This is a genomic window from Salmonella sp. 32100201201700099SM (assembly GCF_017572645.1).
GTDB classification, from domain to species: domain Bacteria; phylum Pseudomonadota; class Gammaproteobacteria; order Enterobacterales; family Enterobacteriaceae; genus Salmonella; species Salmonella enterica.
Genome location: NZ_JAGERQ010000011.1, coordinates 1 through 15,889, shown reverse-complemented (window position 1 = coordinate 15,889; position 15,889 = coordinate 1). Strand labels below are relative to the sequence as shown.

At 53.9% G+C, this 15,889-nt stretch carries 12 protein-coding genes and 1 riboswitch; of the genes, 8 read left to right on the top strand and 4 right to left on the bottom strand.

The window, feature by feature from the left end; translation table 11 throughout:
* Positions 1 to 33: 33 nt before the first annotated feature.
* Together ppc and argE are read right to left on the bottom strand one after the other, a co-directional pair.
* Positions 34 to 2,685 (bottom strand): phosphoenolpyruvate carboxylase, encoded by a 2,652-nt coding sequence (gene ppc / locus J4685_RS17120; protein WP_001005555.1) that lies wholly within the window; start codon positions 2,683 to 2,685, stop codon positions 34 to 36.
* Positions 2,686 to 3,053: 368 nt separating this feature from the next.
* Positions 3,054 to 4,205: an acetylornithine deacetylase gene (argE, locus tag J4685_RS17115; RefSeq protein WP_000800204.1), complete on the bottom strand. Its 1,152-nt coding sequence runs from the start codon at positions 4,203 to 4,205 to the stop codon at positions 3,054 to 3,056.
* Between the two features lie 88 nt (positions 4,206 to 4,293).
* On the opposite strand from argE, the gene argC reads away from it, so the two are divergent.
* The 4 genes from argC to oxyR all read left to right on the top strand — a co-directional run bounded on the left by argC (position 4,294) and on the right by oxyR (position 8,778).
* Complete coding sequence (gene argC, locus J4685_RS17110; RefSeq protein ID WP_000935332.1) at positions 4,294 to 5,298, top strand: N-acetyl-gamma-glutamyl-phosphate reductase; 1,005 nt, start codon at positions 4,294 to 4,296, stop codon at positions 5,296 to 5,298.
* Positions 5,299 to 5,305: 7 nt separating this feature from the next.
* A complete protein-coding gene (argB, locus tag J4685_RS17105; RefSeq protein WP_001575262.1) occupies positions 5,306 to 6,082 on the top strand; it encodes an acetylglutamate kinase in 777 nt (258 codons plus the stop codon).
* 117 nt (positions 6,083 to 6,199) lie between these two features.
* A complete protein-coding gene (argH, locus tag J4685_RS17100) occupies positions 6,200 to 7,576 on the top strand; it encodes an argininosuccinate lyase (protein WP_001230040.1) in 1,377 nt (458 codons plus the stop codon).
* A gap of 284 nt (positions 7,577 to 7,860) precedes the next feature.
* The gene (gene oxyR, locus J4685_RS17095; RefSeq protein ID WP_001025919.1) at positions 7,861 to 8,778 is read left to right on the top strand and encodes a DNA-binding transcriptional regulator OxyR; all 918 of its coding nucleotides are present in this window, start codon (positions 7,861 to 7,863) and stop codon (positions 8,776 to 8,778) included.
* Here oxyR and sthA read toward each other — a convergent pair.
* The gene (gene sthA / locus J4685_RS17090) at positions 8,761 to 10,161 is read right to left on the bottom strand and encodes a Si-specific NAD(P)(+) transhydrogenase (protein WP_001120789.1); all 1,401 of its coding nucleotides are present in this window, start codon (positions 10,159 to 10,161) and stop codon (positions 8,761 to 8,763) included. The two genes, oxyR and sthA, sit on opposite strands and share 18 nt — an antisense overlap.
* 198 nt (positions 10,162 to 10,359) lie before the next feature.
* On the opposite strand from sthA, the gene fabR reads away from it, so the two are divergent.
* A complete protein-coding gene (fabR, locus tag J4685_RS17085; RefSeq protein WP_000971959.1) occupies positions 10,360 to 10,995 on the top strand; it encodes an HTH-type transcriptional repressor FabR in 636 nt (211 codons plus the stop codon).
* Between the two features lie 15 nt (positions 10,996 to 11,010).
* On the top strand, positions 11,011 to 11,370 hold the full coding sequence (locus J4685_RS17080; protein ID WP_000813838.1) for a YijD family membrane protein: 360 nt from the start codon (positions 11,011 to 11,013) through the stop codon (positions 11,368 to 11,370).
* A 46-nt stretch (positions 11,371 to 11,416) separates the two neighbouring features.
* On the opposite strand, the gene trmA is transcribed toward J4685_RS17080, so the two are convergent.
* Complete coding sequence (gene trmA / locus J4685_RS17075; protein WP_000186976.1) at positions 11,417 to 12,517, bottom strand: tRNA (uridine(54)-C5)-methyltransferase TrmA; 1,101 nt, start codon at positions 12,515 to 12,517, stop codon at positions 11,417 to 11,419.
* Positions 12,518 to 12,631: 114 nt separating this feature from the next.
* Positions 12,632 to 12,825, top strand: a riboswitch (cobalamin riboswitch).
* 65 nt (positions 12,826 to 12,890) lie between these two features.
* Between trmA and btuB the strand changes: the two genes are divergently transcribed.
* Positions 12,891 to 14,735, top strand: coding sequence for a TonB-dependent vitamin B12 receptor BtuB (gene btuB / locus J4685_RS17070; RefSeq protein WP_000591403.1), 1,845 nt, complete (start codon positions 12,891 to 12,893; stop codon positions 14,733 to 14,735).
* Entirely contained in the window at positions 14,680 to 15,531 is an 852-nt protein-coding gene (gene murI, locus J4685_RS17065) for a glutamate racemase (protein WP_000201804.1), read from the top strand. Before btuB ends, murI begins: the two co-directional genes overlap by 56 nt.
* Positions 15,532 to 15,889: the final 358 nt, after the last annotated feature.

The window sequence follows — 15,889 nt, the reverse complement described above, 5'->3', positions numbered from 1 at the left end:
ACATAACTGCGTGAGGGCGGCTTTCTTTTGGCGTTAGCCGGTGTTGCGCATACCGGCGGCGACGCCCGCAATCGTGACCATCAACGCCTGTTCGACGCGAGGATCGGGCGATTTGCCCTGCTCTTCAGTCAGACGGGAACGATACAGCAACTCGGCCTGCAACACGTTTAATGGATCGGTATAAACGTTTCTTAACTGAATGGACTCCGCAATCCACGGTAAGTCGGCCATCAGGTGCGAATCGTTGGCAATCGCCAGCACCACTTTAATGTCTTCTTCCAGCAGGTCTCGTAGCTCTTTGCCCAGCGGCCATAGCGTTTTCGCCACCAGACGCTGATCGTAATAGTCGGCCAGCCACAGGTCGGCTTTCGAGAATACCATTTCCAGCATCCCAAGACGCGTGGAGAAGAACGGCCAGTCGCGGCACATGGCTTCCAGTTCGCTTTGTTTACCGTCTTCCACCACTTTTTGCAGCGCAGTACCCGCGCCCAGCCAGGCTGGCAGCATCAGGCGGTTTTGCGTCCAGGCGAAGATCCACGGAATCGCGCGCAGCGATTCGACACCGCCAGTTGGACGACGTTTCGCCGGACGTGAGCCGAGCGGCAATTTGCCCAACTCTTGCTCCGGCGTCGCGGAGCGGAAGTACGGTACAAAGTCTTTATTTTCGCGCACGTAGCCGCGGTAGGTTTCACAGGAGATAACGGAAAGCTCATCCATAATATGACGCCAGCTGTCTTTCGGTTCCGGCGGCGGCAGCAGGTTTGCTTCCAGAATTGCGCTGGTGTAGAGCGAAAGGCTGCTGACGGTGACTTCCGGCAGGCCGTATTTGAAGCGGATCATCTCGCCCTGCTCGGTCACGCGCAGACCGCCTTCCAGACTGCCTGGCGGTTGCGAAAGCAGCGCCGCGTGGGCTGGCGCGCCGCCACGGCCAATAGAGCCGCCGCGGCCGTGGAAGAGAGTGAGCTCAATGCCGGCTTTTTCACAGGTTTTGATCAGGGCGTCCTGCGCCTGATACTGCGCCCATGACGCGGCCATGACGCCGGCGTCTTTTGCCGAGTCGGAGTAGCCGATCATGACCATCTGCTTACCCTGAATCAGCCCGCGATACCAGTCGATATTCAACAACTGGGTCATCACGTCGTCGGCGTTGTTCAGGTCGTCGAGGGTTTCAAACAGCGGCGCGACCGGCATGGCAAAGCCGATACCTGCCTCTTTCAGCAGCAGATGCACAGCCAGCACATCAGACGGCGTTTTCGCCATTGAAATTACGTAGGCGGCGATCGACCCTTTTGGTGCTTCGGCAATAACCTTGCAGGTTTCAAGCACTTCGCGGGTATCGTTGCTCGGCTCCCAATTACGCGGCAGTAGCGGACGTTTGGAGTTCAGCTCGCGGATCAGGAAGGCCTGCTTGTCGGCTTCCGACCAGCTTTCGTAGTCGCCAATACCGAGGTAGCGGGTAATTTCGCCCAGCGCTTCGGTATGGCGGGTGCTCTCCTGGCGGATATCAATACGCACCAGCGGTACGCCGAAACACTTCACGCGGCGGAGCGTGTCGAGTAACTCGCCGTTGGCGATAATGCCCATGCCGCAGGCCTGTAACGACTGGTAGCAGGCGTACAGAGGTTCCCAGAGCTGCTCGTTTTGCGTCAGCAGGCCAGCCGGTTTGGGCAGCTCCTCGCCTTTCAGACGCGCTTCCAGCCAGGACTGGGTCGCCATCAGACGGGCGCGCAATTTTTTCATCAGGTAGCGATACGGCTCAGACGCGCCTTCTTCACCCACTAACGCCAGCAGCTCCGGCGTGGCGTCGACCATCGACAGTTCTGATACCAGAACATGAATGTCTTTCAGGAACAGATCGGTGGCTTTCCAGCGGCTTAACAAGAGTACGTGGCGGGTGATATCCGCCGTCACGTTCGGGTTGCCGTCTCGGTCGCCGCCCATCCAGGAGGTAAAACGTACCGGCACAAAATCCACCGGCAATTTGTAGCCGAGATTTTCTTCCAGTTGTTCGTTCAGTTCACGCAGATAGTTAGGTACGCCCTGCCACAGGCTGTTCTCAACCACGGCGAAGCCCCATTTGGCTTCATCCACCGGGCTTGGGCGCTGCTTGCGGATCTCATCCGTATGCCAGGATTGGGCAATCAACTGGCGCAGGCGACGCATCACCTGGTGGCGTTCGTAGTCGGCGATATCGGTATTATCAAGCTGTTTCAGACAGTTATTGATTTCACCCATCTTGTGAATAAGCGTACGGCGGGTAATTTCTGTCGGGTGGGCGGTTAGCACCAACTCCAGAGACAGCGACTCTACCGCTTTTTTGATGGTTGCGTCGTTGAGGTCCGGTTGGTTTTTCAGTTTACGCAGAGTGCGGGCAATCACTTCCGGGTTGCTGGCGGCTTCGCCTTTTGGCGAAATGCTGTGGTATTGCTCGGCAGTATTGGCCAGGTTCAGGAACTGACTAAACGCGCGCGCAACTGGCAGCAGCTCGTCATTAGACAAATTTTGTAGCGTGGTGAGCAGCTCCCGGCGATTAGCTTCATTGCCGGCGCGTGAAGATTTGGATAGCTTACGGATTGTTTCTACGCGATCAAGAATGTGCTCTCCCAGCGCATCCTTGATGGTTTCTCCCAGCACCTTGCCGAGCATACTGACATTACTACGCAACGCGGAATATTGTTCGTTCATATGACCCCAGACACCCCATCTTTAATGTAATTGCCCTGTCTCTTTCATACCACAGCGGCGTTGGCTGCTCTCGCCCTTATGCCAGTTCTCCGGAATGGGCTCGTTTGCCGCCTTGCTGTGACGTGAAATTTTTCGGACTTTGCTTTTTAGCCGTCTTTTATAAAGCCACGTAAAACCCGTGGCGTCAATTACTGCGAAATCGGTTCAGCAAACGAAGAAATGACGGTAATTTATTAAAGTTAATTCACATCGTGCCAAATAAGAAATGCTTATGAACATGTGGCGTAGAGACGCCGGATGGCGCTGCGCTTATCCGGCCTACAAGACGGGGTAGGCCCGGTAAACATCGCGTCACCGGGCAATATGCATTAATGCCAGCAAAAATGGTGTACTACCTGGGTAATCAATTCCCGGGTTGGCTTAATAAAACGCGTTTCGAGATATTCATCCGGCTGATGCGCCTGATTAATTGAGCCCGGACCAAGCACCAGCGTTGGGCATAATGTCTGCATAAACGGCGCTTCAGTACAGTAGTTCACCACGTCGGTTTTCGTTCCCAACAGTTTTTCTACTACTTCAACCAGTTGGTGGTCCGGTGGACACTCGTAACCTGGAATCGGCGGATGTAATTCCGCCACCGTCAGGCGGCCCGGCCAGCGTTCGCTTACCGGGGCCAGCGCGTCGTTAAGCAGTCCATTAAGGTCGTTTAACGTCATGCCCGGCAGTGGACGAATATCCATATGTAATTCGCAGCAGGCGCAGATACGGTTTGAGGCATCGCCGCCGTGAATATGGCCCAGATTCAGCGTTGGATACGGAACGGTAAACGCCTCGTAGTGATACCGCGCTTTCAGCGAGTCACGCAGTTGCATGATATGGCCAATCGCATCGTGCATCAGTTCAATGGCGTTAACCCCACGCGCCGGGTCGCTGGAATGACCGGACTGCCCCAGGACGCGAACGACATCAGAGATATGCCCTTTGTGCGCGCGTATCGGTTGCAACGACGTCGGTTCGCCAATGATCGCGCAGTCCGGACGTAATGCCGTGGTTTCGGAAAAATAACGCGCCCCCGCCATGCTGGTCTCTTCATCGGCGGTCGCCAGAATGTAGAGCGGCTTTTTCAACTTTGTGACGTCAACGTCACGTAGCGCGTCCAGAATAAAAGCGAAGAAGCCTTTCATATCCGCAGTGCCCAGACCATAGAGCTTATTGTCGTGCTCGGTCAGCGTGAACGGGTCGCGCGTCCAGCGTCCGTCATCAAAGGGAACCGTGTCGGTATGGCCGGTCAGCAGCAAACCGCCCGCGCCATGTCCGGTGCTGGCGAGCATATTAAATTTGTTTCGCGTTCCTGGAACCGGTTGAACCTCTACGTTGAAACCAAGATCGCTGAACCAGCCTGCAAGCAAAGTGATTAAAGACGCATTACTTTGATCCAGGGATTCTTCGGTTGCGCTTATCGACGGTGTGGCAATCAGAGCGCGGTAAATCTCGATAAATGGCGGTAAAACGTTTTTCATTGTTGACACACCTCAGGTCATGATAGTATCAATATTCATGCATTAATTATGAATAAAAATACATTAACGTTGAGCATAAAGGAACCCGATGTTGAATACGCTGATTGTAGGCGCTAGCGGTTATGCGGGCGCAGAGCTTGTAAGCTACGTAAATCGCCACCCACATATGACCATAACCGCTTTGACCGTCTCAGCGCAAAGCAATGATGCAGGAAAGTTAATTTCTGATTTACATCCGCAGTTAAAAGGGATTGTCGACCTGCCATTGCAACCGATGTCGGATGTACGTGACTTTAGCGCAGATGTTGATGTGGTGTTCCTGGCGACAGCGCATGAAGTGAGCCACGATCTGGCGCCGCAGTTTTTACAGGCCGGATGCGTCGTATTCGATCTTTCCGGCGCGTTTCGGGTAAACGATCGCGCCTTCTATGAAAAGTACTACGGATTTACTCATCAGTATCCTGAGCTGCTGGAGCAGGCGGTGTACGGTCTGGCGGAGTGGAATGCCGATAAACTGAACACGGCGAATCTGATTGCGGTTCCTGGTTGCTATCCAACCGCAGCGCAGTTGTCGCTAAAACCGCTGATTGACGGCGGGCTTCTGGATCTGACGCAGTGGCCGGTAATTAATGCCACCAGCGGAGTGAGCGGCGCGGGGCGCAAAGCGGCAATATCGAACAGTTTCTGTGAAGTGAGTTTGCAACCGTATGGCGTGTTTACGCATCGTCATCAGCCGGAAATCGCCGCCCATCTGGGCGCGGAGGTCATCTTCACCCCGCATCTGGGGAATTTCCCGCGCGGGATTCTGGAAACCATTACCTGCCGCCTGAAAGCGGGAGTAACCCATGCGCAGGTCGCCGACGTGTTGCAAAAAGCCTATGGCGATAAACCGCTGGTGCGCCTGTATGACAAAGGCGTTCCGGCGTTAAAGAACGTCGTCGGGCTGCCGTTCTGCGATATTGGTTTTGCCGTCCAGGGCGAACATCTGATTGTGGTGGCAACCGAAGACAACTTGTTGAAAGGCGCAGCGGCGCAGGCGGTGCAGTGCGCTAATATTCGTTTTGGCTTCGCTGAAACGCAGTCTCTTATTTAAGGGTGAAATGATGAATCCATTAATTATCAAGCTGGGTGGCGTATTACTGGATAGCGAAGAGGCGCTGGAACGTCTTTTTACCGCGCTGGTCAACTATCGTGAGTCCCATCAGCGTCCGCTGGTGATTGTTCACGGCGGCGGTTGCGTGGTGGATGAGCTGATGAAAGGGCTGAATTTGCCAGTGAAAAAGAAAGACGGCCTGCGCGTGACGCCTGCCGATCAGATTGGCATCATTACCGGCGCGCTGGCGGGAACCGCTAACAAGACTCTGCTGGCCTGGGCGAAGAAACACCATATCGCCTCTGTTGGTCTGTTTCTGGGCGATGGCGACAGCGTAAACGTGACCCAACTCGATGAAGCGTTAGGCCACGTCGGGCTGGCGCAGCCGGGGTCGCCGAAGCTGATTAACATGCTGCTGGAAAACGGCTTTCTGCCGGTGGTCAGCTCCATTGGCGTAACAGACGACGGCCAACTGATGAACGTCAACGCCGATCAGGCGGCAACCGCGCTGGCGGCGACGCTGGGGGCCGATCTGATCCTGCTTTCCGACGTGAGCGGTATTCTGGACGGCAAAGGCCAGCGTATCGCCGAAATGACGGCGTCCAAAGCCGAGCAGCTTATCGACCAGGGCATTATTACCGACGGGATGATTGTGAAAGTGAATGCGGCTCTCGATGCTGCGCGGGCGCTGGGTCGCCCGGTGGATATCGCTTCCTGGCGTCATGCGGAGCAACTGCCGGCGCTGTTTAACGGCACGCCGATTGGCACGCGTATTCTGGCTTAACTATTTGTTCGCCCGATGGCGGCTGCGCCTTATCGGGCCTACGTGAACAGAAATTGTAAGCCGGATAAGCGTAGCGCTATCCGGCAGTGAAATTCGAAGAATTTAAGGAAGTCTATTATGGCACTTTGGGGTGGGCGTTTTACACAGGCGGCAGACCAGCGGTTTAAACAATTCAATGATTCGTTGCGCTTCGATTACCGTCTGGCGGAGCAGGATATTGTCGGTTCTGTGGCCTGGTCCAAAGCATTGGTCACGGTAGGCGTACTGACTGCCGATGAGCAACGACAGTTGGAAGAAGCGCTGAACGTGCTGCTGGAGGAGGTTCGCGCGAATCCGCAGCAAATCCTGCAAAGCGATGCGGAAGATATCCATAGCTGGGTGGAAGGTAAGCTCATCGACAAAGTGGGCCAGTTGGGTAAAAAGCTGCACACCGGGCGCAGCCGTAACGATCAGGTGGCGACGGACCTGAAACTGTGGTGCAAAGAGACGGTGAGGGAACTGCTTACCGCTAACCGCCTGCTACAGAGCGCGCTGGTGGAAACCGCGCAGGTGAACCAGGACGCGGTAATGCCGGGATATACCCATCTGCAACGCGCGCAGCCAGTGACTTTCGCCCACTGGTGTCTCGCGTATGTCGAAATGCTGGCGCGCGATGAAAGCCGCCTGCAGGACACGCTTAAACGTCTGGACGTGAGTCCGCTAGGTTGCGGCGCGTTGGCGGGAACGGCCTATGAAATTGACCGTGAACAATTGGCAGGCTGGCTGGGCTTTGCGTCTGCGACCCGCAACAGCCTGGACAGCGTGTCCGATCGTGACCACGTACTGGAACTGCTTTCTGATGCGGCTATCGGCATGGTGCATCTGTCACGCTTCGCGGAAGATCTGATTTTCTTTAATTCTGGTGAAGCGGGTTTTGTAGAGCTTTCTGACCGCGTGACTTCCGGTTCATCGTTAATGCCGCAGAAGAAAAACCCGGACGCGCTGGAGCTGATTCGCGGTAAGTGCGGTCGCGTACAAGGGGCGCTAACCGGCATGATGATGACCTTAAAAGGTCTGCCGCTGGCGTACAACAAAGATATGCAGGAAGACAAAGAAGGGCTGTTCGATGCGCTCGATACCTGGCTTGACTGCCTGCATATGGCGGCGTTGGTGCTGGACGGTATTCAGGTGAAACGCCCACGTTGTCAGGAGGCGGCGCAACAGGGGTATGCTAACGCCACCGAGCTGGCGGATTACCTGGTCGCGAAAGGCGTGCCGTTCCGCGAAGCGCACCATATTGTCGGCGAGGCGGTGGTAGAAGCTATTCGCCAGGGTAAGCCGTTGGAAGCGTTGCCGCTGGCCGATTTACAGAAATTCAGCCGCGTGATTGGCGACGATGTGTATCCGATATTGTCTTTGCAGTCGTGTCTGGATAAACGGGCGGCAAAAGGCGGCGTTTCTCCACAGCAGGTGGCGCAGGCCATCGACGATGCCAGGGCGCGCCTCGCGTTGTAGGCCTTATAAGCGTAGCGCCATCAGGTAATACTGCCCGGCCGAGCATCAGCGACGCCGGGCTTTTTTACGCAAAAAAAAAGCGGACCAGAGGTCCGCAAAAGTTCACGTTGGCTTTAGTTATTTCGGGTTCGAGAGATACCCTCTAAACGGGCGGTGTCTTCAAGGGTTAAACGAGAAACCGCTCCGTTCTGTGATGTATTATTAATCAGAAAGGTTGATAGGGATAATCGTTCGTTGCTATGCTACCTATCGCCATGAACTATCGTGGCGACGGAGGATGAATAATGAATATTCGTGATCTTGAATATCTGGTGGCGTTAGCCGAACATCGCCATTTCCGGCGAGCGGCGGACTCCTGTCACGTCAGCCAGCCAACCCTTAGTGGGCAAATACGTAAGCTGGAAGATGAGCTGGGCGTTATGCTGCTGGAGCGTACGAGCCGTAAGGTGCTGTTTACCCAGGCGGGCTTACTGCTGGTGGATCAGGCGCGTACCGTACTGCGTGAGGTCAAGGTGCTCAAGGAGATGGCAAGCCAACAAGGCGAGACGATGTCCGGCCCGCTGCATATTGGTTTAATCCCAACAATTGGTCCCTATTTGCTGCCGCTTATCATTCCAATGTTGCACCAGACTTTCCCGAAGCTGGAAATGTATCTGCATGAGGCGCAAACGCACCAGTTGTTAGCGCAACTCGATAGCGGCAAGCTTGACTGCGCTATTCTGGCGCTGGTGAAAGAGAGCGAGGCGTTCATCGAAGTGCCGCTGTTTGATGAGCCCATGATGCTGGCTATTTATGAGGATCATCCGTGGGCGAATCGCGATCGCGTGCCGATGTCCGACCTGGCGGGCGAGAAATTACTGATGCTGGAAGATGGCCACTGTCTGCGCGATCAGGCGATGGGGTTCTGTTTTGAAGCGGGAGCGGATGAAGATACCCATTTCCGGGCGACCAGTCTGGAAACGCTGCGTAACATGGTGGCGGCGGGCAGTGGTATTACACTACTCCCCGCGCTGGCCGTACCGCAGGAGCGTAAGCGCGACGGCGTGGTTTATCTGCCATGCATTAAGCCGGAGCCGCGTCGTACCGTGGGGCTGGTTTATCGCCCGGGATCGCCGCTGCGTAGCCGTTATGAGCAACTGGCAGAGGCCATCCGTGGCGCAATGGATGGCCATTTCGACAAGGCGTTAAAACAGGCGGTTTAAGCCGTTCAACGCCGCAACCCGATAAGCTTCCGCCATGGTTGGGTAGTTAAAGGTGGTGTTAACGAAGTATTCGATGGTGTTACCGCCACCTTTCTGCTCCATGATCGCCTGGCCGATATGAATAATTTCGGCGGCGCGTTCGCCAAAGCAGTGAATCCCCAGAATTTCTTTGGTTTCGCGGTGGAAGAGAATTTTTAGCGTGCCGACGTTCATGCCGACGATTTGCGCTCGCGCCAGATGCTTAAACTGCGCGCGGCCCACTTCGTAAGGCACTTTCATTGCCGTTAACTGCTGCTCGGTTTTGCCGACAGAACTGATTTCCGGAATGGTATAAATCCCGGTGGGGATATCTTCGATAAGATGCGCGGTCGCTTCGCCTTTCACCAGCGCCTGCGCTGCAATACGTCCCTGATCGTAGGCGGCGGAGGCCAGACTGGGATAGCCAATCACGTCGCCCACCGCATAGACGTGCGGCAGGGCGGTCTGGTACATACTGTTGACTTTGAGCTGTCCACGGCTGTCTGTTTCCAGACCAATATTCTCCAGCGCCAGCGAATCGGTGTTACCGGTACGGCCATTAGCATAGAGCAGGCAGTCAGCCTTCAGTTTTTTGCCGGATTTCAGGTGCATGATGACGCCATCATCGCAGCCTTCGATTTTCTCATACTCTTCATTGTGGCGAATAACCACGCCGCTATTCCAGAAATGGTAAGAGAGAGAGTCGGACATCTCCTGATCGAGAAAGGCCAGCAGGCGATCGCGGGTGTTGATCAGATCCACTTTCACATCCATACCGCGGAATATGGACGCATATTCGCAGCCGATAACGCCTGCGCCGTAAATAATAACGTGGCGCGGTTCATGGTGGAGACTCAGGATTGAGTCGCTGTCATAAATGCGCGGATGCGAGAAATCCACATCATTGGGATGGTAAGGACGCGAACCACAGGCAATAACAAATTTTTCTGCCGTCAGGGTTTCAACCGTGCCGTCATGGCATTCCAGCGCCAGGGTATGTTCGTCAATAAAATGGGCGTTGCCCTGCAAGATTTCACAGTGGTTACGCTCATAAAACCCCTGACGCATACGCGTTTGTTGATTAATCACGTTATCGGCATGATTAAGGATATCGGCGAAAGAAGAACGAAGGAGACGGGAGTGGTCGCTATAGAGCGGGTTTTGATTAAATTCAATAATGCGGCTGACGGCGTGGCGAAGGGCTTTGGATGGGATGGTACCCCAGTGGGTACATCCGCCGCCAACGTTATGATAACGCTCAATCACCGCGACGCGTGCTCCTTGCTTAACCAGACCCATTGCAGCGCCTTCACCGCCGGGGCCTGACCCTATGACGACTGCATCATAATCCCAGGAATGTGGCATGGTATTACTCACCTGTTTTTATACATAAAATAAACACGATGATAACATTTGTCCAGCTTTAACCCAATTATCGTTGTGCTTTTTTGCGAAGCCGGAGCACAAACTGTCTGTAAACAATCATTCACAATCCAGTGTGAACCCGTTACTTTTATTCTCTGGTATAGTGCCGAATAAGGCATATGGAAGGATTCAGACATTGTGATGGGTGTTAGAGCGCAACAAAAAGAAAAAACCCGGCGTTCGCTGGTGGAAGCCGCATTCAGCCAACTGAGCGCTGAGCGGAGTTTCGCCAGCCTGAGTTTGCGTGAGGTGGCGCGTGAAGCGGGCATTGCGCCAACGTCGTTTTACCGTCATTTTCGCGATGTCGATGAACTCGGTCTGACGATGGTGGATGAAAGTGGTCTGATGCTGCGTCAGTTGATGCGTCAGGCGCGACAGCGTATCGCGAAAGGCGGCAGCGTCATTCGCACGTCGGTCTCTACATTTATGGAGTTTATCGGCAACAATCCCAACGCCTTCCGTCTGTTGTTGCGCGAGCGTTCCGGCACTTCCGCGGCGTTTCGTGCCGCCGTCGCGCGGGAGATTCAGCATTTTATTGCGGAACTTGCCGACTATCTGGAACTCGAAAACCATATGCCGCGCGCGTTTACTGAAGCCCAGGCCGAAGCGATGGTGACTATTGTCTTTAGCGCGGGCGCAGAGGCGTTGGACATCGGCGCTGAACAGCGTCGGCAATTAGAAGAGCGGCTGGTATTGCAACTGCGCATGATTGCGAAAGGGGCGTATTACTGGTATCGCCGTGAGCAAGAGAAAATAGCACAACATTCCGAATAACGTGAAGGACGAGTAATGAAACAGTCAGGTCAAGATAAAGGTACGCTGTTGCTGGCGCTCATCGCTGGCTTATCGATTAACGGCACATTCGCGGCGCTGTTTAGCGCTATTGTGCCGTTCTCCGTATTCCCTGTTATCTCGCTGGTGCTGACGGTATATTGCCTGCATCAGCGCTACCAAAATCGTACTATGCCGGTAGGTTTGCCGGGGTTGGCCGCCGCCTGTTTCATTCTTGGCGTTTTACTGTATAGCACCGTCGTGCGTGCAGAATATCCGGATATTGGCTCTAATTTCTTCCCGGCGGTGCTGTCGGTGATTCTGGTATTCTGGATTGGCTTTAAACTGCGTAACCGCAAGCAGGACACCGCAGAGTAGTGTGCGAAGGCCGGATGGCGGTATAACCGGCCATCCGACGTACATTTTACCTTGCGGTGAGTAATACCCCGCATTCCATATGATGCGTATACGGGAACTGATCGAATAGCGCCAGGCGAGACACCGTGTGCGTCTGGCTTAACGTTTCCAGGTTTTTGCACAACGTTTCCGGATTGCAGGAAATGTACAGAATACGTGGATAAGCCTGCACCATTTTTTCTGTTTCGCTGTCCAGACCGCTGCGCGGCGGATCGACAAAAATGGTTTCGCACTGATAGCGCTTCAGATCGATCCCCTGCAGGCGGTTAAACTCACGAACGCCGTTCATCGCCTGGGTAAACTCTTCCGCCGCCATGCGAATAATTTGCACATTATCAATATGATTAGCGGCAATATTGTACTGTGCGGCAGCGACGGACGGTTTGGCGATTTCGGTTGCCAGCACGCGGTTAAAATTGCGCGCCAGCGCTAAAGAAAAATTGCCGTTGCCGCAATACAACTCAAGCAGATCGCCTTTTGAGTCTTTCGTCACCTCCAGCGCCCACTCTAACATCTGAATATTCATGGCGGCGTTTGGCTGCGTAAAGCTGTTTTCGACCTGGCGGTAGATGATCTCTTTACCTGCCACAGGCAGACGCTCATCAATATAATCCTGATCCAATTCGATCTTGGTTTTAGTAGCCCGGCCAATCAGGTGTACGTTCAGACCTTGCGCGCGTAAAGCATCGCGTAACGCAGTGGCGGCTTCACGCCACTCTTCGTCCAGCTTCTTATGGTACAGCAACGACACTACCGCCTGGTTGCTCAAGGTCGTGAGATAATCGATCTGGAACAGCTTATGCCGCAGTGCATGATTATCGCGCACGCCGGCAATCATCGCCTTCATTAAGGTATTAATCAGTTGGCTGGCCGCCGGGAAGGTGTCAACGCGAATCCGGCTTTTGGTCTGCTGATCAAACATAATGTGGTACAGGTCATCGCCGTCATGCCACAGGCGAAATTCCGCACGCATACGATAGTGACTGACCGGCGAGCGAAATACTTCCGGAACCAGGCCAGAAAACGGCGCCATCATACTCTGCAAGCGCGCCACTTTTTCGGCCAGCTGCGCCTCATACTGTTCTGTCGGAAGATGTTCGGGGGTCATATCGCATCCTGAATAATAAAAGTACGCGGGGATTGTAGGGATTGCTCAGTGGATGTCCAGCTATTGATGATTTCTGATTTGTGATGCGCGGTCTGGACAGGGTGTTGTGACAGACGGTAGCATCCGTGGGCCGGTCCTGTGAGTTAATAGGGAATCCAGTGAAAATCTGGAGCTGACGCGCAGCGGTAAGGAAAGGTGAGATGAGAGCGTAAGCAGACACTGCCTCCGGCGGGAAGTCATCATTTCTGCTATCCAGTCAACGGATAACCCTCCAAGCCCGAAGACCTGCCGGCTAACGTCGCATCTGGTTTTTCATCATCGCGTACTATCGATGAAGCCTGCGGCATCCTTCTTATATTGTGGATGCTTTACAATGATTAAAAAAGCTACGCTGCTGACGGCGTTCTCCGTCACGGCCTTTTCCGCTTGGGCGCAGGACACTAGCCCGGATACCCTGGTTGTCACCGCCAACCGTTTTCAGCAGCCGCGCAGCGCGGTTCTGGCGCCCGTTACCATCGTGACGCGTCAGGATATTGAACGCTGGCAATCGACCTCCGTAAATGATGTTCTGCGCCGTTTGCCTGGCGTCGATATTGCGCAGAGCGGCGGCGCCGGACAAAACTCCTCCATTTTCATTCGCGGCACCAACTCCAGCCATGTACTGGTATTGATTGACGGCGTGCGTCTGAATTTAGCAGGCGTGAGCGGGTCCGCCGATCTCAGCCAGTTCCCGGTGTCGCTGGTACAGCGCATTGAATATATTCGCGGTCCGCGCTCCGCTATTTATGGTTCCGATGCTATCGGCGGCGTAGTGAATATCATTACGACGCGCGATAACCCAGGCACAGAATTAACCGCTGGATGGGGAAGCAATAGCTACCAGAATTACGACATCTCGACGCAACAGCAACTTGGCGAAAACACGCGGGCGACGTTGATCGGCGATTACGAATACACCAAAGGGTTTGACGTGGTAGCGAAAGGCGGTACCGGGATGCAGGCGCAGCCTGACCGGGACGGCTTTTTGAGTAAAACGCTTTATGGCGCGTTAGAGCATACCTTTTCTGATCGCTGGAGCGGATTCGTGCGTGGTTATGGCTACGATAACCGTACCGATTACGACGCCTATTACTCGCCGGGCTCGCCGCTGATTGATACACGCAAACTTTATAGCCAAAGCTGGGACGCCGGGCTGCGCTTTAATGGCGAACGTATTCAGTCTCAGCTGGTTTCAAGCTATAGCCACAGTAAAGATTACAACTATGATCCGCACTATGGCCGGTATGATACCTCCGCCACGCTGGATGAGATGAAACAGTACAATGTTCAATGGACCAACAGTGTGGTCGTGGGGCACGGTAATGTTGGGGCGGGCGTAGACTGGCAGAAACAGACTACCACGCCAGGTACCGGCTATGTGCCCGAGGGATATGACCAGCGTAATACCGGGGTTTACCTGACAGGATTACAACAGTTGGGTGACTTCACTCTGGAAGCGGCGGCGCGCAGTGATGACAACTCCCAGTTTGGTCGTCATGGTACATGGCAAACCAGCGCGGGATGGGAGTTTATAGAAGGTTATCGCTTTATTGCCTCCTACGGAACCTCCTACAAAGCGCCTAATTTGGGCCAGCTGTATGGGTATTACGGTAATCCGAACCTGAATCCTGAAAAGAGTAAACAGTGGGAAGGCGCATTTGAAGGGCTCACCGCTGGCGTCAGCTGGCGTATTTCAGGTTATCGTAACGATATTAATGACATGATCGATTATGACGATCATCTGCAAAAATATTACAACGAAGGCAAGGCGCGCATTAAAGGTATTGAGGCGACGGCGAATTTCGATACCGGACCGTTAACGCATACGGTCAGTTATGATTACGTTGATGCGCGTAATGCGATTACCGATACGCCATTACCCCGGCGTTCCAAACAGATGGCAAAATATCAACTTGACTGGGACGTTTACGATTTTGACTGGGGGGTGACATATCAATACCTTGGTTCCCGCTATGATTCGGATTACTCCGCTTACCCATACCGGACAGTAAAAATGGGCGGCGTCAGTTTATGGGATCTTACGGTTGCATATCCGGTCACCTCACATCTGACAGTTCGTGGTAAAATAGCCAACCTGTTCGACAAAGATTACGAGACAGTTTATGGCTACCAAACTGCAGGACGAGAATACACCTTGTCTGGCAGCTACACCTTCTGAACCACGTCCCACCGTGCTGGTATTTGATTCCGGCGTCGGTGGATTGTCGGTCTATGATGAGATTCGGCGGCTCCTGCCGGATCTCCACTATATATATGCTTTCGATAACGTGGCTTTCCCCTACGGGGAAAAGAGCGAAACGTTTATCGTTGAGCGCGTTGTCGAGATTGTGACTGCGGTACAGCAGCGCTATCCCCTTTCACTGGCGGTGATTGCCTGTAATACCGCCAGTACGGTCTCACTTCCCGCATTACGTGAAAAGTTTGCCTTCCCGGTGGTGGGCGTTGTGCCTGCGATTAAACCAGCGGCGCGGTTGACCGCCAATGGCGTCGTCGGGCTACTGGCGACGAGAGCCACGGTCAAACGTCCTTATACTCACGAGCTGATTGCGCGCTTCGCCAATGAATGTCAGATAGCGATGTTGGGGTCGGCAGAACTGGTGGAACTGGCGGAAGCTAAATTACATGGCGATTCGGTATCGCTGGAAGAACTGCGCCGTATATTACGCCCATGGCTACGAATGCCGGAGCCGCCTGACACGGTCGTTCTGGGGTGTACGCATTTCCCTCTATTACGGGACGAGCTTTTGCAAGTCCTGCCCGAAGGGACGCGGTTAGTGGATTCCGGCGCGGCGATAGCGCGTCGTACAGCCTGGCTGTTGGAACATGAAGCGCCGGATGCGAAATCAACCGATGCCAATATTGCTTATTGCATGGCAATGACGCCAGGAGCTGAACAATTATTACCCGTTTTACAGCGTTATGGCTTTGAAACGCTCGAAAAACTGGCGGTTTAATGGCGTTTTGGGTAAATACCAGGCACTTAAGAAATTATTTTAAATTTCCTCTTGTCAGGCAGAAATAACTCCCTATAATGCGCCACCACTGACACGGAACAACGGCATACAGTCCGCCGGGTCAGCGGGGTTCAGACCAGAACCTCACGGAGAAAAGCAAAAATAAACGCTTGACTCTGAAGCGGGAAAGCGTAATATGCACACCCCGCGCCGCTGAGAAAAAGCGAAGCGGCACTGCTCTTTAACAATTTATCAGACAATCTGTGTGGGCACTCGAAGATACGGCTTCTTAACGTCGCAAGACGAAAAATGAATACCAAGTCTCAAGAGTGAACACGTAATTCATTACGAAGTTTAA